This window comes from Paenibacillus sp. sgz302114 (assembly GCF_056120345.1).
In genome coordinates, this window is record NZ_JBVYOI010000001.1 from 183661 (window position 1) to 204587 (window position 20927).

The following is a 20927-nucleotide window of genomic DNA, read 5'->3' on the forward strand; positions in this document are numbered from 1 at the left end:
TTGGTACTCTCAGATAAGAAACCAACTAGTCAGGAAAGCTTCAATGAGTGCGAAAGCAGTGCTTATGTGGTAGCTGGTCTGCTGGACTACATTGGTGTGAAAGCGGCAGGTACATGACAAGTAGCTGGTCTGCTGGAGTACATTGGTGTGAAAGTGGCAGGTACGAGGACAAGTAGCTGATCTGCTGGACTACATTGGTGTGAAAGTGGGGTGTATGAGGACAAGTAGCAGGTCTGCTGGACTACATCGAATAGTAGCAGACAGCTACAACACAAAAATCCCCACCAACACACTTAACGTGTGTGTAGTGGGGACGATCCAAACATCCAGCTAGAATATCAGCTCAACAAGCACGTCTGTACCTGTCGCAGGTCCGCAATCCACTGAGTAGAAGCCAGCCTCCGCTTTCGCTTCCACCTGATGCCCGTTCACATACGCGCGAACGTTTGCAGACGCGGACGCAGACGCGAAACCGAGCGTGCCGCCTTCGTGCAGCGTCACAACGGCGCGGCTAGCGCTCGCATGGACCGACTTTATTGCGGCAGTCGATACGTACTTATCGATTAGCCCGAAGCAGGCGAAGCCATTCTTAAACGGAACAGCGGCGAAGAACTTCGGCTTATGCCGTTCAACCGTGAAGCGGTGCGAGCTAGCGCTTGCATCTGCACTTGCATCAGCACTTGCCTCGGCACTTGACCCAGTACCAACCGCCGCCGAGCCGCCCATGACGAACGCGCTCCGGTCAAAGTGGTCATAAACCACATATGCCGCAGCAGCATCCAATCCCGGCAAATCCGCTAGCCGGAACCCGCCTTCCACGGCATCAGCATCCTGATGGATGTGGAAGGCAGCCAACAAGCCAGCATCGCCCGAGCGGCTCCAGATCTTCAAAGGAACTGCTGTTTCCACAGGATTCACAAACAGCACATCCGCTGTCGGTACGCCTGGCTGATCGGCACGCAGCAGGCGACCGTCCGACATGACGAGCGGCAGCAGAGCATCCGCGTCGGTCTCGCCGACCTTGTCGCTAACATAGACAGGTCCGCCGCTGATTGCGCGCAGCACCGCGTGGTCGATGCTGTCCTCGTGCGTCGTCCACCAAATATCCCAATCGCCCCAGTACAGCGTGCTATGATAGAACGAATTGTACGCGTTCTGCAAGGCGTGCTCGCGGAACCATTCCGGTTTAGCCGGATAGAAGTCGTCGCTATTGCGGGAGATCGCCGAGTTCGTGCGATTCCAAACATTTTCGCCAGCCATGCCCATACAGTTGATTAAGCGTCCGTCAAAATACAAAGAAGCCGAACCTTCAAGCGCTTCATGCAAGCCTGCAGCAGCTTGTCCTAGCGGCAGCTGACCTTTCACGAACTCGATCAGCGAGCTCTGGCTGTCCACCTTCAGCATGTCAATGCCTTGCGCAGAGAGCCAGCTGTGCCACGCTTTCCAGAAGCCGAAACCAAGCTTCGCATCCGTACTTGGCAGCAGACGGCCTGCTTGATCGTACTGCAGCACATCGCGCAGCTGCTGAGCGATTTCGCCTTCAGGATCAATCCCATGCCAATAGCCGGTGAACGCATGCCAGACGCCGACCCACTCCACGCCGTACTGTTCTTTTAACTTCCGCACCGTGCCTGCCAGTCCGCCTGGGAACTTCTCGCGGTCCTCCCGCAGGGAGACGAGCATTTTGTCCCGAACCTGCGACCATCCGTCGTCGATCATGACCCATTTGACCGGGACCTGCTTATCCCGCAATTCGACTGCTTTCGCTTCAATTCCCTGCTCAGTCACATCGTGATAGAACGCATCCCATGTGCACCAGCCCAAATAATTGAACGCATCCGGGTATCGCTTCGATTCCCTTAGCCGCGCACGCTCTCCTCGCGCAATGAACATCAGTTCAGCCGCTCCCCGAACTACGACATAGGGATCGCTGCCTTCGTGAAGCACGAACAACAGCTCACGCCCGCTGCGGAAGCCATGCACGAGCGGAGACACAACGAATTCAAGCCCTTCGCCATTGCCCTGAAGCGCCGTCTTGAACACATTCGTGCATGCCGGGAACAGCTGGGTGAAGCTCGATCCGTCCGCTGCTCGCCACATCAGCGATTGCGTCTTCTCAGGTAAGCCCGCCGTAGCCGCTGCAATATGAGATCTTGTCCACCACCATTTGTAACCGTTGTAATGTGCCAGTACGCCGTCAATTCCCGGAGGCTCGCCAACAAACAGACGAATGCCTGCATCTGGCGCAAGTCCATGCGTAATGCCGAAAATATCCTGCTTCAGCAGGACAGAAATATGGGCAATAACCGACTGCGCGTAGCAAGTCAGCTCAAGCGTGATGGTGCTCGTTTCGTCCTTATCCTGGAAAGGCAGACGATAGATCTCGTAACTACCATGCTCATCCTGACCGATCTCGCCTTGCTCCCAGCCTACTGCTATAAACTCAGGGGTCTCGCCGGTATCATAGGTGACGCCAAGCCGCCACTCTGCGAATAGTTGTTGTGGTTTCATGTTCAATCGTTCTCCTTTGGCAGCCGCTTTCCTTGCTATCATAACGAAAATCCCTCCTGGGGCAGGAGGGAACAAGGTTTGGTTCGGGTATGAAAATTGTTCATTCTCTGATTAATTGCCACTGTGCAAGTGGTTGAAAGCATAATCGATGTCTGCGATTGATGTAGAACCGATGGTTTGCTGCTTAGGATAACGATCCGGTCCTAGCGATTTCAACGTTGCTCCAGATTCATAGTTGACCCCTTGTCTTTGTATATAGTGCGAAGCCCGTCTATTATACCGCGATTGCTCAGATGTTGGAGGTGAAAAATTGGGAATCCCCATAAAAACATGTACGTAATGAATCTGTATTTGTTTTTGTTTGAATTTCTGTATTCAAAAATAAACAAACATGATAAACTGGAATCAACACGCAATTATCAAACTTATTCGGAGGTAAACAGATGGTACAATCGTTGTGGGATCATGCAAAAGCAGCCGAGCTGCAGGAGGGACTTGCGCAGCTCGTCTACCGTTCAAATATTATCGGGACAGATCGCAGCGTTTGCAATTGGGGCGGCGGCAATACTTCGAGCAAAACGACAGTGACCGATTTCCGCGGTCGTGTTGTCGAAGTGATGTACGTGAAGGGCAGCGGCTCAGACCTTGCGACGATGAAAGCAGGTAATTTCACTGGTCTTCGCATGGACGATATTCGCCCGCTGTTCGAGCGCGATGAAATGTCCGATGAGGATATGGTCGGCTACCTCGCTAACTGCATGATCGACAGCAAGCATCCGCGCGCGTCGATCGAGACGCTATTGCATGCTTTTCTCCCGTTCAAGCACGTTGACCATACGCATCCGGATTCCATCATAAGCCTGTGCTGCGCGGATAACGGCAAACAGCTGGCGGAAGAGATTTTCGGCGACCGTTTCGTGTGGGTTCCTTATGTACGTCCCGGCTTTACGCTTTCCAAAATGATCGCGCAAGGCGTTCTGTCGAATCCGAAGGCTGAGCTTGTCCTGATGGAGAAGCACGGCCTGGTTACATGGGGCGAGACAAGCGAAGAGGCTTATGCGCAGACGATCAAGATCATCACGGAAGCGGAAAGCTTCATCGAAGCACGCGTTAATCAAGAGAAGCTGTTCGGCGGCGTGAAGCATGAGGCGCTCCCAGCTGATGCTCGCAGAAGCATCGCAGCAGCTGTTATGCCAACGATCCGCGGTGCGGTAAGCGACGTGAAGAAAATGCTCCTGACATTCGACGATGCGGACGATGTGCTTGCTTTTGTAGGCGGCGCGAATTCTCCTCAGCTATCCCAAGTCGGCGCAGCATGCCCAGATCATCTCGTGCATACGAAGGTCGTTCCGCTCTTCATCGACTGGACGCCGAACGTGGAAGATATCGAAGGCCTTCAAGCGATTTTGAAAGAAAGCATCGAGGCATATAAGAAACAATACCAAGCGTACTTCGAGCGCAACAAGAATGAAGGCGACGTGATGTTCGAAGCGGCGCCGCGCGTTATCTTAATCCCGGGTATCGGCATGATCAATACAGGCAAGAGCTGGTCGAACTCCAAAGTAAGCGGCGCTCTCTACCACCGTGCAATTGCGGTCATGCGCGGCGCAACAGCGCTTGGCGAGTTCGTATCGCTCTCCGAGAACGAATCGTACAACGTCGAGTACTGGCCGCTTGAGCTGTACAAATTATCGCTTGCTCCTGCTGAAGCTGAATTCTCCCGCAAAGTTGCGTTCATCACTGGCGGCGCAGGCGGCATCGGCAGCGAGACGGCACGCAGACTCGTGACTGAAGGCGCGCATGTCGTGTTAGCCGACCTGAATTTGGAAGGTGCGGAGCGCGTCGCTAGCGAAATTATTGAGAAGTACGGTGAAGGCCGCGCAATTGCGGTGAAGATGGACGTAACAAGCGAAGAAGCGGTTATCGGCGCAATGAGCGAAACGGCGCTCGCTTATGGCGGACTTGATATTATCGTGAACAACGCGGGTCTTGCAACGTCGAGTCCGTTCGACCAAACCTCGCTCAAAGAATGGAACCTCAACATGAGCGTGCTTGGCACAGGCTACTTCCTCGTTGCCCGCGAAGCGTTCAAGATGATGAAGCAGCAAGCAATCGGCGGCAACATGGTCTTCATCGGCTCCAAGAACTCGGTCTATGCAGGCAAGAGTGCATCGGCGTACAGTGCAGCGAAAGCGTTGGAAGCTCACTTGGCACGCTGTATTGCCGCAGAGGGCGGAGAGTTCGGTATTCGCGTCAATACGATTCTTCCAGATGCAATCTTGCAAGGCTCGACGATTTGGAATGGCAGCTGGCGTAACGAGCGGGCAGCCGCTTACGGCATTGAGCCGGATCAGCTGGAAGAGTACTACCGTAAACGGACGACGCTGCTTGTTAACATCTACCCGCGCGATATCGCGGAAGGCGTTGCGTTCTTCGCATCGTCCAAAGCGGACAAAACGACGGGCTGCATGCTCACGATTGACGGCGGCGTACCGGCAGCATTTACACGATAAGAGAAGAGGATGGTGCGGAAGATGTTTGAAGCAAGAGGCGAGAAGCATTGGATTATACCAGACGGCTACATTCCGCCGACTAGCGCAGCAGGTGCTTATGAAAGTCATGAGTCGGTATGTGTGCTCAACTGCTCCTCCGAGGAGGCGCAAATTACGTTTACGATCTTCTTCGAGGATCGTGAGCCGCTCGAGAACATTCACGTCACCGTGCCAGGCAGAAGAACGAAGCATATCCGCACGTCCACTCTTGAGGCAGATGGAGCGACGATTCCGCTCGGCGTTCCTTATGCCATTGAGGTGCTAAGCAGCATTCCAATCATTGTCCAGTACAGCCGATTGGATGCTACGCAAGCCGAGAACGCCCTTATGTCAGTCATCGCTCATCCTATAAAATAGTTCAAAGGAGCATGTGTGAGATGGAGCAAAAAATTGTAGCGAATTATGAAGCAGCTAAGGAGCTGTATGCCCGTCACGGCATCGACGTTGACGCAGTGCTTACGAAGCTGGCAGAAGTAAAAATTTCGATGCACTGCTGGCAAGGCGACGACGTTCGCGGTTTCTTGAATAAAGATCAAGCGCTTACCGGAGGCATCTCCGTAACAGGCAACTACCCAGGGGCGGCAAGCACGCCGGAGGAGCTTCGCTCCGATCTTGAGAAAGCGTTCTCCCTTATTCCGGGCAAACATAAGTTGAACCTGCATGCCATCTATGCCGATACGGACGAGAAGGTAGAGCTGGACAAAATCGAGCCGAAGCATTTTCAGAAGTGGGTAGACTGGGCGAAAGCACAGGGCCTCGGTCTTGACTTCAATCCGACTTGCTTCTCGCATGAGAAGTCGAAGGACGGCTTCACGCTGAGCCATCCAGACCCGGCGATTCGCGAGTTCTGGATCGATCACTGCAAGGCGTCCCGCCGCATCGGCGCTTACTTCGGCGAGCAGCTTGGACAAACTTGCGTGACGAACGTTTGGATTCCAGACGGCTTCAAGGATGTACCAGCAGACCGACTTGCACCGCGCAAACGGTTGAAGGATGCACTCGATCAAGTATTCGAGGAAGAACTCAACCCGGCGCATAACCTCGATGCAGTCGAGAGCAAGCTGTTCGGACTTGGCTCCGAAGCTTATGTTGTCGGTTCCCACGAGTTCTATATGGGCTACGGCATGCAGAATAATAAGCTGATCTGTCTCGATGCAGGCCACTTCCATCCAACGGAAGTCATCTCGAATAAGCTTTCCGCGATTTCGCTCTTCACCGACGGCATTCTGCTGCATGTCAGCCGCCCTATGCGCTGGGACAGCGACCATGTCGTGACGATGGATGATGAGCTTATCGACATCGGACGCGAGCTTGTCCGCGGCGATCTGCTTGGCATTACGCACATCGGCCTCGATTTCTTCGATGCCAGCATCAACCGTGTTGCCGCATGGGTCATCGGTACGCGCAACACGATCAAAGCGCTTATGCGCGCAATGCTTGATCCGATTGAAGCGCTGCGCCAAGCGGAGCTTGAAGGCGACTACACAACTCGCCTTGCACTGACAGAAGAGTTCAAGTCGTATCCTTTCGGAGCGGTATGGGATTACTACTGCGCGAAGAATGGCGTTCCGGTACGTGAGGAATGGCTTGCTGAAGTGAAGTCCTATGAGAATGACGTGCTTCTGAAGCGCGGTCAAGTGCAAATAGGAGCGAACTAATACATGCCGAGCATATTAGCGTATGACCTCGGGGCTAGCAGTGGTCGGGCATTGCTAGGCCGACTTAAGAATCGCAAGATTGAAGTCGAAGAACTGCACCGTTTCAACAATGACCCTGTTGGGGTTGGTGATCGGCTGCAATGGGATATATTGCGGCTGTTCCATGAGATTAAGCAGGGACTGCTGAAGGCGAAGCATGCCGGCGAGACGCCGGTAAGTCTCGCAATCGACTCGTGGGCGGTTGACTTCGGCTTGATCGGCAGAAACGGAGAGCTGCTTGGCAATCCGTATCATTATCGGGACCATCATACAGATGGTGTAATGGAACGGACGATGGAGCGGTTGACGGCGAGCAAGATTTTCGGAAGAACGGGCATTCAGTTTCTGCCCTTCAATACGATCTACCAGCTTGCAGCTCTGAAGGAAGCGGACTCTCCGTTTCTACAAGGGGCGGAGCGCTTTCTGATGATTCCGGATTTGCTTCGCTATTTCCTAACCGGCGAGATGCACAATGAGTTCACGAATGCGACGACAACGCAGCTGTATAATCCGCTTGAAGGGCGCTGGGCTACTGAGCTGCTAGCGGATATCGGCATCTCATCATCGTTATTCGGTGATGTGGTCCAGCCGGGAACACGCGTTGGTTCGCTGCGGGCTTCCGTATGCGAGGAGCTCGGCATCGGTTCTGTGCCGGTGCTTGCGACAGCAGAGCATGATACGGGCTCGGCGGTAGCTGCCGTACCGGCGTTGGAGCGGGATTTTGCCTACCTGAGCTGTGGCACTTGGTCCTTGATGGGCACTGAAGTGGTTCGTCCAATCATTAGTGAACTAGCGCAGGAGCTGAATTTCACGAATGAAGGCGGCGTGTACGGTACATACCGGCTGCTCAAGAACATTATGGGGCTCTGGATTCTTCAAGAATGCCGCCGTGCTTGGGAACGGGCAGGTCAATATTACAGCTTCCCTGAGTTGGTGAGCTTGGCGGAGCAGGCTGACGCGTTCAAGTCGCTCATTGATCCGGACGCTCCAATGTTCATCCACCCGGGCGATATGCCTTCGCGTGTTCGCCAGTACTGCGCAGCAAGTGGTCAGCCGGTTCCGGAATCACCGGGCGCAATCGTCCGCTGCATCCTGGAGAGCCTTGCGCTCAAATACCGTTATGTGCTTGAATTAACAGAGCGGTTATCGGGCAAGTCGTTCAGCGGGCTGCACATGGTTGGCGGCGGTATTCAAAACGTGCTGCTATGCCAATGGTCGGCGAATGCGATCGGCAAGCCAGTATGGGCAGGACCAGTTGAAGGCAGTGCGCTAGGCAATCTTGTTGTCCAATGGATTGCACAGGGCGAGCTGTCTGATATTTGGGAGGCGCGCCAGGTCATTCGGGATTCGTTCCCGGTTACGGTGTATGAGCCGAAGGATAAGGCGCGGTGGGAAGAAGCGTACGGGAAGTTCTGCGGACTGGCAGGACTCGCATAGATTATGGATTGAAAGTAGAGGATGACAATGCTGGTTGCAGAGCGCTATGAGAAGATAGTCGGACTTGTCAATGAACGCGGAAGCATACGTGTAACAGAGCTGAGCGAGCTATGCCAGGTGACGGAGGAGACGATTCGCCGTGATTTGGATAAGCTTGAGCAGGCTGGCCGCTTGCGCCGTTCCCACGGGGGAGCGGTCAGTGTGAAGGATCAGCCGCTGCAGCCGGAAATTCCGTTTACGGAGCGGGAAATTACACATGCCGAAGAGAAGCGGCGCATTGCGCAGGAAGCGGTGAAGCTGATCAAGCCGAAGGATCGGATTCTGCTCGATGCGAGCACGACGGCTTGGTATATGGCTTCGAATTTGCCGGATTTTCCGCTGACGGTGTTGACCAACTCCATTAAAGTGGCTACGGAGCTGAGCAATAAGGAGAAGATCGAGGTCATCTCGACCGGCGGTCTGCTCGCGCAGCGTTCGCTGTCCTTCGTTGGCCCGCTCGCGGAGCGTTCGCTTGACCTGTACCATGTCGACAAAGTGTTCTTCTCCTGCAAAGGGGTCCATCTGGACCGCGGCATTAGTGAGTCCAACGAGCTGCAAGCGCGCATCAAGCAGAAAATGATCGGCATGGCCGACAGTGTCATCCTGCTCGCCGACGCCAGCAAATTCGGCATCCAAGCGTTCACGCATGTGGCCGAGCTAAGCGAGATCGGCACGATCATCACCGATCGGCGCATCACGCAGGAAACACTGCAGGCGCTGTCCGAGCGGACATCGATTGAGGTGTTTACGGTTTAAAGTAGAAAGGCAGTTTAAGACGGGTACAGTACACGTCGTGGACTGCTTTTTTTTATCCGAGCTAGGCTATTTTCTTATTGTCAACATGTCTGACAACCTGATAAAATGATAACTATAAAACGAGTTCAAGCGAGGTGCTCTGTGGGCGTGAAAGTGTCATTATTTATTACTTGTCTAAGTGATGCCTTATATCCGCGAGTCGGTGAAGCGATGGTACGGCTATTGGCTAGGTACGGCGTGCAGGTTGAGTTTCCGAAGGTTCAAACCTGCTGCGGGCAGCCGGCTTTCAACAGCGGCTATTGGAAGGAAGCAAGGGAGACGGCGAGTACGATTCTGGAAGCGTTTGAAGATTGCGACTTTGTCATCTCCCCATCGGGTTCTTGCACGGGCATGATTCATCATTATCCAAAGCTGTTTGAACACGATCCGGTTATGCTCGAGAAGGCGATCAAGCTGCAGCAGAAGTCTTACGAATTCACGCAATTCCTTGTGCAGGTGCTCGGGATAACGGACGTTGGCGCTGCGTTCCCGCATAAGGTGACGTACCATCCATCCTGCCACGGCAGCCGTCTGCTTGGCGTGAAGGAGGAACCTCTCCTGTTGATGGAGCAGGTGAAGGGGATGGAGCTAGTGCCGCTTCCTTTTGCCAATGATTGCTGTGGGTTCGGAGGGACGTTCGCGGTGAAAATGTCTGAGATTTCCGGCGCGATGGTAACGGAGAAAGCCGACCATGTTCTGGAGACTGAGGCAGAGGTGTTAGTGGGTCTCGACTTGGCGTGCCTTATGAACATTGCGGGCAACCTGCGTTACCGCGATAAACCTGTGCGGGTTATGCACCTGGCAGAGCTGCTATATGAAGGAGTGAAGGGCGCATGAGCGGAGGTGCGACGGCGAACTTAGGAACGGTGAAGGAACGGGCGGATTTGGCGCTCAACAACGATTTTCTGCGCAAAGCGGTGAAGTTCACGACGGAGCGGCTGCGTTCGGGCAAGGAGAAGGCGGCATCGGATCATGGCAATTGGGACGATTGGCGTGAGCGTGGGCGTCAAATTCGGCTGCATACGATAGCTCATCTCGATTACTATTTGAACTTATTTGTGGAAAATGCTCGGGCCAACGGTGTCCATGTTCATTTTGCAGAGACGGCTGCTGAGGCAGTGGAGATATCGCTCGCTATAGCGAAGCAGGTCGAGGCGCGCACGGTCGTTAAATCGAAGTCGATGGTTACGGAGGAGCTGCATCTCAACCACGCGCTAGATTCCATCGGAGTCGAGGCGATTGAGACTGACCTCGGCGAATATATTATTCAATTGGCGGGTGAGACGCCGTCGCACATTATCATTCCGGCTATTCATAAGAACCGCTATCAAATTGCGGAGCTGCTGTCTGCCGATGCAGGCGAGACGCTCGCGCCGGATACGCAGATTCTTGCCGGGTTCGTTCGTCGCAAGCTGCGCGAGAAGTTCCTGGAAGCGGATATCGGCATGACAGGGTGCAACTTTGCAATTGCGGAGACGGGTTCGATGGTGCTGTTCGAGAACGAAGGCAATGCCCGCATGGTCACGACGGTGCCGAAGACTCAAATTACGTTGATGGGGATGGAGCGGATCATTCCTTCTTTTGAAGATTTGGAGGTTATGGCGACGCTGCTTCCGCGTTCTGCGACAGGGCAGAAGCTGACCGTTTATATGTCCGGGATTAGCGGTCCACGGCGCGAGGTGGATGCAGATGGCCCGGATGAGATGCACATTATTATCGTGGATAACGGGCGCTCGCTGCAGCTTGGCGATCCGGAGTTTCAAGAGCTGCTGAACTGCATTCGTTGCGGTGCATGTTTGAACGCTTGCCCGGTGTACCGTCATATCGGCGGCCATGCATATGGTGGCACGTACAGCGGTCCAATCGGTGCAGTGCTAACGCCTGCATTGAAGAAGAACGTAGCTGAATGGGACGATATCGCCAATGCATCAAGTCTGTGCGGAGCTTGCTATGAGGCGTGTCCGGTGAAGATTCCGCTGCATGAGATGCTCGTTTATCTGCGTCGGCGGAAGCTGGAGGCGGGGCGCGGCGATAAGCTGGAAGCGCTCGGGATGAAAGGATTCGCGGCGGTGATGAAGAACTCGAAGCGTTTTGGCGCGGTGCTGAAGATTGGCAAACTGGGTCAGAAGCTTGTTGTGAGGGACGGCGGTATCCGTACGAAGCTCGGTCCATTGAAGGGCTGGAATTCGTATCGGGTCACTCCGAGCTTGCCAAGCGAGTCGTTCCGGGAGAAGTGGTCGACGATGGAACAGGAGATTCGCCATGGCCTAACGGAGATCGATCCGGAGATGAAGAATCGGATGGAAGCTATCGTTCGTGAGCGTCAGTCTGGCGGCAGCGGTAAAGGAAACGGGGGGCACGGGCATCATGGCTAATAAGGAAGCGCATCAGCAGTGGCTTGCGGAACAGACGGCAAAGTCGAAGGAGAAGCAGGTCAGCTTCATTAACGGGATCTCAAGCAAGCTTGGGCGAGCGAGGTCGGTGGGAGCACCAGCGCATCCTTTTCGCGGGGCGCCTGAATTCTGGCGGGAGTTCGAGTGGCCGATCGATGAACGGGCAGAGAAGTTTATGGAGAACTTCCGCGCGGTCGGCGGGCATTCACTGCGGCTTGGCAGCATGGAGGAAGCGAAGCAGTTCGTAGTGGATAAGGCTGCGGAACTGAGCGCCAAGTATATCATTCGGCAAAATCAACCTGAGCTCGCGGAGATGGACCTCGAGTCAGCGCTTCCAGAAGCGAAAGTGTCGGTGTGGAACACTGATCCAGAGGAGCAATGGAAGGCGCGTGCGGCAGAGGCGGACATCGGTGTCGTCGTTGTCGATTACGCTGCGGCTTACACAGGCTCGATGACCGTGTTATCATCGAAGGATAAAGGCCGTTCGGTCAGCTTGCTGCCGACGGTGCTCATGGCGATTATTCCAATTGAGCGGCTGCGCACACGGCTGGGCGAAGTGCTGGTGGAATTTGACCAGGCTGGGCGCGAGCAGCTGCCAGCTGGCATTCATTTTATATCGGGACCGAGCCGTTCGGCAGATATTGAGAACGATCTGACAATCGGCGTGCACGGGCCAGGCGTCGTGTATGCGATTATTGTGGGGTAAAGGCCAAGCTTTGGGGGGACTGACCTCGGTAGAGCCTATGATTGGCGCACATTCCCCCTTTTCCGCGCGGCAGGGCACGAGAAGGTAACAGAAGGGATATTATACGATGGAAATCACGAAGCTATCGAAACGGAATCATTACGAAGAGATTGCGGAGCAGATCAAGCGGCTCATCGTGGATGGCAAGCTGAAGGTCGGCGACAAGCTGCCCTCGACGAAGGAGATGAGCGAGCAATTCGGAGTCGGGCGTTCGACGATGCGCGAAGCGTTGAGCGCTTTGAAGGCGATGGGCTACATTGAGATTCGCCAGGGCGGAGGCTGCACGGTCATTAACAGCGCGCCTGTGGAAGTGGAGCTGCCTGAGCTTGTATCGCTGCGAATGAATCGCGAAACGCTGCTGGAGCTGCTCGAGGCTAGGCAATCGTTGGAGGTTTCGAATGCTTCAATCGCAGCGGTGAAGGCGTCGGAAGCGGATATTGGCGCGCTGCGGGCCATCGTCACAGAGATGGAAGCGTCAACCGGCGACGATGCGGAAGGGGAGCGGACCGATCTGCTCTTCCATAAGACGCTCGCAGAGGCGACGCGAAATTCGATCATGCTGCGGCTGTTCGAATCCATCGTGAGCCAGCTCGAGCTCGCAATCCGCGAGATTCGCCGCGTTGAGATTTATGCGAATCGCTCCGTGGCTGAGCGGCTATATCGCGAGCATCTCGCCATCTTCGAGGCGATCGAGCAGCGCGACGCCGCCCTCGCCGGCGAGCGGATGAAGGTGCACCTCGAGCATGTGGTGAGCAATCTGCTCAAGGTGTTGTAGGAGGTGGCGAGGTGAGAGGTAGGGGAGGAAGTAGGAGGTATGGCAGGAACACGAATGTTCTCATTTTATTTTTGAGCTCATTTGCAGTAATCCACGCCCCGCGTCAACTCGTGCACCCCACATCACCTCACGCGTTAACTCGTCCACCACACGCGCTACTAGTCAAGGCTGCCCTGGTTCGGCAATTTTGCTGGCGATGAGCAGCCTCTTTTCTATAACTTCGGTCCGAAGCGCTTAATGTTTCTGGCACGGGCACGGACGATTTCGACCTCGCGATTGCGCGGTTCGGCGTTCGTCACAAGGGAGTCGAGCAGCTTTTTGGCGACGGCGGTCACGTCTTCGATGGCTGCTTGGAAAGCAGCTTCGTTCGCCTTCGAAGGCGTATTGAAGCCGGACAGCTTGCGCACGAATTGCAGCGCTGCAGCGTGAACCTCCTCAACCGTAGCAGGCGGGTCGAAATTATACAACGTCTTAATATTGCGGCACATACGGAGTAATCCCCTTTGCAAAATGAATTTGATTTTATCTTACTATATGGGAGGGGGACAAGCCAGATAGGGAGGGATAACAAACTGCGGTTCACATCCTGGTTCTTGCAACCCTGGCACCTCCGCAGTTTCCGCATTTTATACAACCCGGCACCCCTGTAATCCCTTTTCCTCCGCAATCCACGTTCTCCTCTCCCCCACAACTGCCGCAACTGCCCGAACTGCAGCCACAACTGCCCGGTACCTACCTCTTTGCATCTGCTTCAAACTAACTAATACTAGCTCGTTCGCCGAATCTTCGGTTATAATAATCGCAGTATCGCGTTTTACCAACTAACTAATTAGTCCTGAAGCACAGGCTGTTTGTCCGGATCATCCGGGCAGGCAGCCTTATTTTATTTTCTTGGGGTATGAAGATGGATAATGGGTTTGAGCTTGCATATGCGCAGATGATGGAATCCGCTGTGAAAAGCAGCAGTGAAGAACGCAAACGACGACTGACGGAACACGATCTAGCAGAGAAACTTTTCCTCAAGAACGTCTGGTGTCCGGCGGTGGGGAGCTTAGATTTCTTACATCCTGAGTACGAGTTGCAGCATTTGAAAGGCGGGGCACTCTTTGCTGATTTTGCATATTTGCCCCACTGCCATATCGGCTGCTGATCGAAATCGACGGCTTCGGCCCTCACTGGCGTGATGTCAGCAGGTGGCGCTTCGCGGATGACCTCCAACGCCAAAATCATCTTCTCATCGACGGATGGCACCTCCTCCGCTTCGCTTACGACGAAGTTTCAGAAAAGCCTCGTCGTTGTCAGCAGACGCTGCTCATGGCACTCGCCAAATGGGGCGGCATCACAAGGGGCATTGAAACTAATCTGGATGTCTATGAACGTGCAATTCTGCACCTGATGCAGCAGCATTGGGGAGAGATTACACCGACTGCTGCTGCGGAGAAGCTTGGGATTGCAAGAAAGACAGCTGCTCTGAAACTGCAACTACTTAGCTCGAAGAGGATATTGCAAACGAAGAAGTCTGTCACCGGCAGAGCTATGAGGTACTCTCTCGTGTTGAATAATATGTAAATAAAGCTGAAGGGTAGCAGATACCCTACATTAGCGGTAGTGCGTCGAAATTAGTGCAAGAAGGGTAGCAGATACCCCAGATTGGCGGAAATGCAGTGAAAATAGTGAAAGAAGGGTAGTGGATACCCTACATTGGAGGAAATGCTGCGAAATTAGTGAAAGAAGGGTAGCAGATAGCGTACATTGGAGGAAATACGTCGAAAATAGTGAAAGAAGGGTAGCAGATACCCTACTTTAGCTGTAATGCGTCGAAAATAGTTTAAGAAGGGTAGCAAGTACCCTACATTGGAGGAAATACGGCGAAATTAGTGAAAGAAGGGTAGCGGATACCCTACATTGGCGGAAATGCAGTGAAATTAGTGAAAGAAGGGTAGCAGATACCCTACATAGGTGGAGAAAGCGACAAATAGCTAAAGAGCCGCATCAAACCAACTACACTGGAACCCAATTCCCCCCCCAACTTTGAACCCTATCCCCCAAATGGTTTATACTGGAGTGAAACGCACCATTGGCGTCATGGGGGAGCAATATGGCTATTTATCAGAACTTTATTACGATATTGACGATTGTGAATATACCGCTGGCAATTGTGGTCATGTTTATGGAGCGGCGGAATGTTGGGGTCACCTGGGCCTGGCTGATGGTACTCTTGTTTCTGCCGGTGGTGGGGTTCGTCGTGTATCTGGTGTTCGGTCAGAACCTGAGCAAGAAGAAGCTGTACAAGCTGAACAAGCGCACACGCGAGACGATGGCATCGCTCATCGAGAACCAGCGGCGCGAGTTCCGCGACCATCGCGTTGTATTCCATGACGAAGCCGCAGCTAATCACGCGGACCTGATCTACATGAACCTCACCAGTGGCTTCGCGCTGTATACGCAGAACAACAAGGTGGATATCTTCACCGACGGCAACGCGAAATTCGAGTCACTCTTCGACGATATCGAACGCGCGACGAATCACATCCATCTGATGTATTACATCGTGTCGAACGACTCGCTCGGAAACAGGCTGCTAGACGTGCTTACCAGCAAAGTCAAACAAGGCGTCAAAGTGCGCTTCCTCGTCGACGATATCGGAAGCTCGCATCTGCCGCGCCATTTCTTCCGCCGCTTGAAGGACGCGGGAGGTGAAGTCGCTTACTTCTTCCCGTCGAAGATTCCGTATCTTAACATTCGCGTGAATTACCGCAACCATCGGAAGCTAGTGATCATCGACGGTCAAATCGGCTACATCGGCGGCATCAATGTTGGCGACGAGTACCTCGGCCTTAACGAGCGCTACGGGTTCTGGCGCGATTCCCATCTTCGCATTACCGGCTATGCGGTGTCCCAGATGCAGGCGCATTTCATGATGGATTGGAATCTCGCATCCGTGGATCAAATCGGCAGAGATGTGCTCGCGCTGTTCCCGCCCGCAGGAGATACCGGCAAGGCCGGCGTGCAGATCGTCTCCAGCGGACCGAATCAATCGCTCGAACAGATCAAGAACGCCTATATTAAGATGATCAATTCCGCGAAGGAAACGGTCTATATTCAGACGCCTTATTTTATCCCGGATGAAAGCTTGCTGACCGCCTTGAAGATGGCAGTACTGTCTGGCAAAGACGTGCGCATCATGCTTCCGAGCAAGCCCGATCACAAAATGGTCTATCTCGCGTCCTACTCCTATCTCGGCGAGCTGCTCGAAGAAGGGATGAAATGCTACCTTTATGAGAAAGGCTTCCTCCACGCCAAAATGATCGTCGTCGACGGTCAGATCGCCTCCGTCGGCACGGCTAATGTCGACATTCGCAGCTTCAAGCTGAATTTCGAAGTGAATGCGATTCTGTACGATACGGAAACCGCAGGCAAGCTGCAACGTATATTCGAAGATGACATGCAAGTGAGCCGAGAGCTCACCTACGAAGCCTATCAGCAGCGGTCGACGTATCAGCGATTCAAGGAATCCTGCGTACGGCTGCTCTCACCAATACTATAAGTTAAACCAGGCAGGAGTGAACGAATATGATGGACAAACAAATGGTGATGGAATGGGCCAAAATGTTAATGAGCTACAAATTCGCGCTCGATGAGATTAACACGAAGCTAACGATTCTGAACGAAGAGCTTCAATTTGTACATAACTATAATCCGATCGAGCATGTGAAAACACGGATCAAGTCGCCGGAGAGCATTGTGGAGAAACTGCAGCGCAAAGGGGTAGACGTCTCCAAAGAGAATGCGGCTCGCCATATTCGCGATATCGCCGGCGTGCGCGTCATATGCTCTTTCACGACAGACGTATACCGTGTTTACGACATGATCCAAAGACAGAGCGACGTTAAGGTCATCGAGGTGAAGGACTATATCAAGGATCCGAAGCCGAATGGCTATCAGAGCCTTCATATGATTATCGAGATTCCCATCTTCCTCTCCGAAGGAATCGAGCATGTAAGCGTAGAAATCCAGCTTCGTACGATCGCGATGGATTTCTGGGCGAGTCTTGAGCACAAGATCTATTATCAGTTTCATGATGATATGCCAGAATCTATTCGTGAGCAGCTGAAAGAAACTGCGGATATGATTGGCGTGCTTGACCGCCGCATGCTGGGACTGAAGGAAGAAGTGCAGCGATTCACGGAGCAAGTCGATGCTCAGCAAGCATCGTCGCTCGCGATGGGACCTCCATCTCCGTCTCCGTCTCTGCCACCGGCACCGCTACCCGCTCCGAGTCTGAAATAACGCCATAAACGCAGCTATTCTGCAGAGTGATAATTACGAAAGCCGTACCAGTCTAGGCATAGCGAGGATATCAAATCTTCGTTTCCGCGACTGAGGCGGCTTTTTTCATGTTTGTAAAATCACTAATTTTGACATGAAATTTCTTGAAATTACCGCATGTTCAGTATACACTCATTGAATTACAATGAAGCATAGGCGTCTGAAGCACCGGAATTGAAAACGCTTCCAAAATCTGGTCGTTATATCGCATCATTTCAATAATGAGGAAGGGAACGTGAGGCCTTGTTCCAATTCGTAATACGCAGCATGAATGATTTGAAGCTCCGGACGAAGCTCATTCTGTCCTGTATCGTCGTCGTGTTCGTACCGGTCATGATTGTCGGTGTTTTCTTGACTAGCGAGCTGCGGCATATGGCGCTTCAGAACGCACAAGAGCAGACCGTGACGAACGTGGACCGAGTGAAGAAACGTACAAGCGAGGTCATTAACGTCTCAACAGATATTGCGTACCGGATGACATTTGATACGAGGCTCGAAGGACTTGCCAATAATCAATATGAAACCGTTTACGATGTTGTAAAAGCCTATAGAGACTATCCGGATATTAAGGATTACATAAGGCTGTACAAAGAGATTTCCAACATTCGACTCTATGTTCACAATAAGACGCTGCTTAACAACTGGGAGCTTATCCAGCCTACTGGAGCCATTACCCAATCGAGCTGGTACCAGAAGGCGCTGACGAGCAGCGGGTTGATCGGTTGGTATTATATTGAAGATGAGCGGGATAATCACAACTATTTGAGCCTTGTACGCAAAATCGATTTCATTAATCGCCATACGAGTGGCGTGCTCGTCATCAATGTGAACGGCCGAATGCTGGATTCGATTCTCGGTCAAGAATCGTTCGATACGATGCTCGTCGACAATGACAATCATATCGTGTCCGCGAATCGTCCCGGACGAGTCGGGAAGACGCTCGCCGACATTCATTTCGATCCTCAAGTCATTAACAAGCAATTCGGCAGCTACCAAGCGGTTGTGGGTGGACGCTCATCGCAAATTCAGATCGAGCCGCTCTTCCCGACATCAAGCTTGAACGGACTTCGGATTATATCGGTATTCTCGATTGAGAGCATCGTGAAGGATGCGAATCAAATCATTATTCTTGCACTCACCGTTATTTCGATCAGTCTTATCGTAGCCATCGGACTCATCTACGGCTTTGCGACGATGCTGTCCAAGCGTATGTTCCGGCTGAGCAAGTATATCTCGAAGGTTGCCACAGGCAATCTGGACGTCACGCTCGAAATTGACGGCAAGGATGAGATCGGGCAGCTGTCCAGGCAGTTCAATGCGATGGTAGCCAGTATTAATGGACTCATCGTCGAGGTGCAGGATTCGCATGAGCAGAACGCGCAGATTCAGTCGAAGCAGAATGAAATCAAGTTCAAGATGATGGCAAGCCAAATTAACCCGCACTTCCTGTTTAACGCACTGGAGTCGATTCGGATGAAGGCGCATCTGAAGGGAGAAAAGGAGATTTCCAATGTCGTCAGGCTGCTTGGCAAAATGATGCGGAAAAACCTCGAGGCAGGCAATCGAACTGTTATTCTTCGCCAAGAGATCGAGATGGTCCGTTGCTATCTGGACATTCAGAAATTCCGCTACGAAGATCGGCTGCGCTACGAGCTTCTGATTGATGAAGCAGCTGAACAGGTGCCGATTCTGCCGCTCATTATTCAGCCGATTGTCGAGAATGCCGTTATCCACGGGCTTGAGAACCGGGAGGAAGGCGGCATCGTCCGCGTCATCGCGGAGCTGATAGGCGACATGCTTCATGTTGAAGTAATTGATAACGGCGAAGGGATGACGCGGGAGAAGTTGCAAGCGTTGAATCAGACTTTTGACGATCAGGATGACGGTGAAGGGAACCGAATTGGACTACGCAATGTGCATATGCGGTTGAAGCTGTTGTATGGCAATGAATCCGGTCTCGTTATTTGGAGCGAGCCAGGTATTGGAACACGAGTGCAATTTACCATTCCGAAGGGAGAGCATGCTCATGTATAAGGTACTCATTACGGATGACGAACCGATGATTCGCGAAGGACTGCGCACGCTAATTGACTGGGAGGAGCATGGCTTTCAGGTAGCGGATACGGCGGCGAATGGCAAGGAAGCTCTCCAGAAGTATGAGCGATATTCGCCGCACTTAATGATCGTAGACATTCGTATGCCGGGCATGAGCGGCCTCGAAGTCATCGAGAAGTTAAGACAAACCGACCCATCCGTCCACGTACTCATTCTTAGCGGCTATGCCGACTTCGACTATGCGAAGAAAGCAATTGCACTGAGTATTGACGGCTATCTGTTGAAGCCGATCGATGAGGATGAGCTGATCGAGTATTTGCATAAATTAAAGGCTTCCTTGGAGCGGGAGACGGACTTGCGGCAGCGGCAGAACGAACGAGTGGAATGGGATATGGAGCGCGCCATTCAGACGATATTGACGAGCTCGGAGGAACAGCTCCCGCTGCAGGACTATGAGCTGGCGGACGCGGGGCTGCTGTGGGAGGGCTATAACGTTGCGCTTATTAGGCTGCAGCACGAAGGGAAAGAAGCGGAGCCAAGCGATCGGGCTGCGTTTAAGAAGCGGCTCTGCCAATCGTTCGATGAGAAGGGCAGAGGGACGATCTTTATAAGCGGGCTGCACATCGGCTTGCTTGTGAAGGAAAATTTGCAATTCGAGCAGGTTCGTAAATCCGTATACAAAGAAATTGAGGCGCTGGCGGCCGAGCTGCAGCTGGAAGCGATCGTTACCGCAGGCGAGCGGGTGAAGCAGTTCTCAGACATTAATCGATCCTATGAAGGGGCACTGAAGCTTCTAAATCAGCAATTCTTCTATGAGGGTAATCAGCTAATTACGCAGGCGACAGCGCCAATCTGCAAAGTGGATGCAGCTGTCCCTACCCCCGTGGATCAAGAGGTCTGCGCGGAAATCATTGATAAATTATACTTTGCGCTTGATATCGGCAATGAGGCAGCGATTGACCAGCTTGTAACAGGCACAGGCCATCTCTTCATCGCGCGCGGCTGTTCGGAACAGGTCATCAAGTCGTTGTTCGTGCAAATTCTGACAGTCGTATTAGGCAAAATGTCGCAGCATGACGCAGACGTGTACGCAAGAAGCGGTCAGCTCTCGGTTGCGATTATGGAGGTCTATCAGCTCACTCGCTATCCAGCATTAGAGCAGCACGTTATTCAGCTGCTCAGAGGGCTCAGGGCTTCTGCCTCGCAAGGAGACAGCGCCGACAAGCTGATGCGCAAGATGATTGATCTCATTCAGCGCAACTACGATGAGAACTTAAAGCTGGAATCGCTCGCCGAGGTGTTCAACTATAACAGCGCTTATCTTGGGAAGCTGTTCAAGAACACGACGGGCGAATATTTCAACACTTACCTCGACAAGGTGCGGATTGAGAAGGCGAAAGAGTTTCTAGTGCAAGGGATGAAGGTGTATCAAGTGGCGGAGAAGGTCGGCTATGCCAATGTGGACTACTTTCATGCTAAATTCCGCAAATATGTAGGCAGCTCGCCGTCTGGTTTTCGAAAAAAGTAATCATTTCGCTGTAATCGGTCACCGCATAATGTTCAATTTTCACATGATTTTGGTCTGAATTGTGATGGTAT

17 protein-coding genes are annotated in these 20927 nt (G+C 52.9%); 15 read left to right on the forward strand and 2 right to left on the reverse strand.

Features of this window, described 5'->3' with window-relative positions:
* Nucleotides 1-330: 330 nt before the first annotated feature.
* Complete coding sequence (locus AC0LWF_RS00815) at nucleotides 331-2553, reverse strand: Sip1-related alpha-galactosidase (RefSeq protein WP_474649682.1); 2223 nt, start codon at nucleotides 2551-2553, stop codon at nucleotides 331-333.
* Nucleotides 2554-2954: 401 nt separating this feature from the next.
* Between AC0LWF_RS00815 and AC0LWF_RS00820 the strand changes: the two genes are divergently transcribed.
* From AC0LWF_RS00820 to AC0LWF_RS00860, 9 genes are all read left to right on the forward strand, one after another.
* Nucleotides 2955-5024 carry a bifunctional aldolase/short-chain dehydrogenase gene (locus AC0LWF_RS00820; protein ID WP_474649683.1) on the forward strand — a complete coding sequence of 690 codons (2070 nt, stop codon included), beginning with the start codon at nucleotides 2955-2957 and terminating at the stop codon, nucleotides 5022-5024.
* A 21-nt stretch (nucleotides 5025-5045) separates the two neighbouring features.
* Entirely contained in the window at nucleotides 5046-5420 is a 375-nt protein-coding gene (locus tag AC0LWF_RS00825; RefSeq protein ID WP_474649684.1) for a sensory rhodopsin transducer, read from the forward strand.
* A 20-nt stretch (nucleotides 5421-5440) separates the two neighbouring features.
* A complete protein-coding gene (rhaA, locus tag AC0LWF_RS00830) occupies nucleotides 5441-6721 on the forward strand; it encodes an L-rhamnose isomerase (protein ID WP_474649685.1) in 1281 nt (426 codons plus the stop codon).
* A 3-nt stretch (nucleotides 6722-6724) separates the two neighbouring features.
* Nucleotides 6725-8197, forward strand: coding sequence for a rhamnulokinase (locus tag AC0LWF_RS00835; RefSeq protein WP_474649686.1), 1473 nt, complete (start codon nucleotides 6725-6727; stop codon nucleotides 8195-8197).
* Between the two features lie 27 nt (nucleotides 8198-8224).
* Complete coding sequence (locus AC0LWF_RS00840; RefSeq protein ID WP_474650442.1) at nucleotides 8225-8992, forward strand: DeoR/GlpR family DNA-binding transcription regulator; 768 nt, start codon at nucleotides 8225-8227, stop codon at nucleotides 8990-8992.
* Nucleotides 8993-9139: 147 nt separating this feature from the next.
* Nucleotides 9140-9868: a (Fe-S)-binding protein gene (locus tag AC0LWF_RS00845; protein WP_474649687.1), complete on the forward strand. Its 729-nt coding sequence runs from the start codon at nucleotides 9140-9142 to the stop codon at nucleotides 9866-9868.
* A complete protein-coding gene (locus tag AC0LWF_RS00850) occupies nucleotides 9865-11406 on the forward strand; it encodes a LutB/LldF family L-lactate oxidation iron-sulfur protein (RefSeq protein WP_474649688.1) in 1542 nt (513 codons plus the stop codon). Before AC0LWF_RS00845 ends, AC0LWF_RS00850 begins: the two co-directional genes overlap by 4 nt.
* Complete coding sequence (locus AC0LWF_RS00855; protein WP_474649689.1) at nucleotides 11399-12130, forward strand: LutC/YkgG family protein; 732 nt, start codon at nucleotides 11399-11401, stop codon at nucleotides 12128-12130. The genes AC0LWF_RS00850 and AC0LWF_RS00855 overlap by 8 nt, the downstream gene beginning before the upstream one ends.
* 106 nt (nucleotides 12131-12236) lie before the next feature.
* Nucleotides 12237-12944, forward strand: coding sequence for a FadR/GntR family transcriptional regulator (locus tag AC0LWF_RS00860; RefSeq protein ID WP_474649690.1), 708 nt, complete (start codon nucleotides 12237-12239; stop codon nucleotides 12942-12944).
* A 212-nt stretch (nucleotides 12945-13156) separates the two neighbouring features.
* Here the strand turns inward: AC0LWF_RS00860 and AC0LWF_RS00865 are convergent, their stop codons facing one another.
* Complete coding sequence (locus AC0LWF_RS00865) at nucleotides 13157-13432, reverse strand: DUF2277 domain-containing protein (RefSeq protein WP_474649691.1); 276 nt, start codon at nucleotides 13430-13432, stop codon at nucleotides 13157-13159.
* A 416-nt stretch (nucleotides 13433-13848) separates the two neighbouring features.
* Here AC0LWF_RS00865 and AC0LWF_RS00870 point away from each other — a divergent pair, with 416 nt between their 5' ends.
* The 6 genes from AC0LWF_RS00870 (at nucleotide 13849) to AC0LWF_RS00895 (ending at nucleotide 20856) form a co-directional block, all read left to right on the forward strand.
* Nucleotides 13849-14094, forward strand: a complete 246-nt coding sequence (locus tag AC0LWF_RS00870; protein WP_474649692.1) for a hypothetical protein — start codon at nucleotides 13849-13851, stop codon at nucleotides 14092-14094.
* 164 nt (nucleotides 14095-14258) lie between these two features.
* Entirely contained in the window at nucleotides 14259-14513 is a 255-nt protein-coding gene (locus tag AC0LWF_RS00875) for a hypothetical protein (protein ID WP_474649693.1), read from the forward strand.
* A gap of 529 nt (nucleotides 14514-15042) precedes the next feature.
* Entirely contained in the window at nucleotides 15043-16491 is a 1449-nt protein-coding gene (cls, locus tag AC0LWF_RS00880) for a cardiolipin synthase (RefSeq protein WP_474649694.1), read from the forward strand.
* 26 nt (nucleotides 16492-16517) lie between these two features.
* Nucleotides 16518-17234 carry a GTP pyrophosphokinase gene (locus tag AC0LWF_RS00885; RefSeq protein WP_474649695.1) on the forward strand — a complete coding sequence of 239 codons (717 nt, stop codon included), beginning with the start codon at nucleotides 16518-16520 and terminating at the stop codon, nucleotides 17232-17234.
* A 282-nt stretch (nucleotides 17235-17516) separates the two neighbouring features.
* A complete protein-coding gene (locus AC0LWF_RS00890; RefSeq protein ID WP_474649696.1) occupies nucleotides 17517-19307 on the forward strand; it encodes a sensor histidine kinase in 1791 nt (596 codons plus the stop codon).
* Nucleotides 19300-20856: a response regulator gene (locus AC0LWF_RS00895; protein WP_474649697.1), complete on the forward strand. Its 1557-nt coding sequence runs from the start codon at nucleotides 19300-19302 to the stop codon at nucleotides 20854-20856. The genes AC0LWF_RS00890 and AC0LWF_RS00895 overlap by 8 nt, the downstream gene beginning before the upstream one ends.
* Nucleotides 20857-20927: the final 71 nt, after the last annotated feature.

Excerpts from the sequence above, each read along its gene's own strand:
- AC0LWF_RS00865 (WP_474649691.1), bottom strand. The coding sequence starts at position 13,432 with ATGTGCCGCAATATTAAGACGTTGTATAATTTCGACCCGCCTGCTACG.
- AC0LWF_RS00870 (WP_474649692.1), top strand. The coding sequence starts at position 13,849 with ATGGATAATGGGTTTGAGCTTGCATATGCGCAGATGATGGAATCCGCT.
- AC0LWF_RS00820 (WP_474649683.1), top strand. The coding sequence starts at position 2,955 with ATGGTACAATCGTTGTGGGATCATGCAAAAGCAGCCGAGCTGCAGGAG.
- AC0LWF_RS00860 (WP_474649690.1), top strand. The coding sequence starts at position 12,237 with ATGGAAATCACGAAGCTATCGAAACGGAATCATTACGAAGAGATTGCG.
- AC0LWF_RS00840 (WP_474650442.1), top strand. The coding sequence starts at position 8,225 with ATGCTGGTTGCAGAGCGCTATGAGAAGATAGTCGGACTTGTCAATGAA.
- AC0LWF_RS00885 (WP_474649695.1), top strand. The coding sequence starts at position 16,518 with ATGATGGACAAACAAATGGTGATGGAATGGGCCAAAATGTTAATGAGC.
- cls (WP_474649694.1), top strand. The coding sequence starts at position 15,043 with ATGGCTATTTATCAGAACTTTATTACGATATTGACGATTGTGAATATA.
- AC0LWF_RS00875 (WP_474649693.1), top strand. The coding sequence starts at position 14,259 with ATGGCACTCGCCAAATGGGGCGGCATCACAAGGGGCATTGAAACTAAT.
- AC0LWF_RS00855 (WP_474649689.1), top strand. The coding sequence starts at position 11,399 with ATGGCTAATAAGGAAGCGCATCAGCAGTGGCTTGCGGAACAGACGGCA.
- AC0LWF_RS00815 (WP_474649682.1), bottom strand. The coding sequence starts at position 2,553 with ATGATAGCAAGGAAAGCGGCTGCCAAAGGAGAACGATTGAACATGAAA.
- AC0LWF_RS00825 (WP_474649684.1), top strand. The coding sequence starts at position 5,046 with ATGTTTGAAGCAAGAGGCGAGAAGCATTGGATTATACCAGACGGCTAC.
- AC0LWF_RS00835 (WP_474649686.1), top strand. The coding sequence starts at position 6,725 with ATGCCGAGCATATTAGCGTATGACCTCGGGGCTAGCAGTGGTCGGGCA.
- AC0LWF_RS00850 (WP_474649688.1), top strand. The coding sequence starts at position 9,865 with ATGAGCGGAGGTGCGACGGCGAACTTAGGAACGGTGAAGGAACGGGCG.
- AC0LWF_RS00895 (WP_474649697.1), top strand. The coding sequence starts at position 19,300 with ATGTATAAGGTACTCATTACGGATGACGAACCGATGATTCGCGAAGGA.
- rhaA (WP_474649685.1), top strand. The coding sequence starts at position 5,441 with ATGGAGCAAAAAATTGTAGCGAATTATGAAGCAGCTAAGGAGCTGTAT.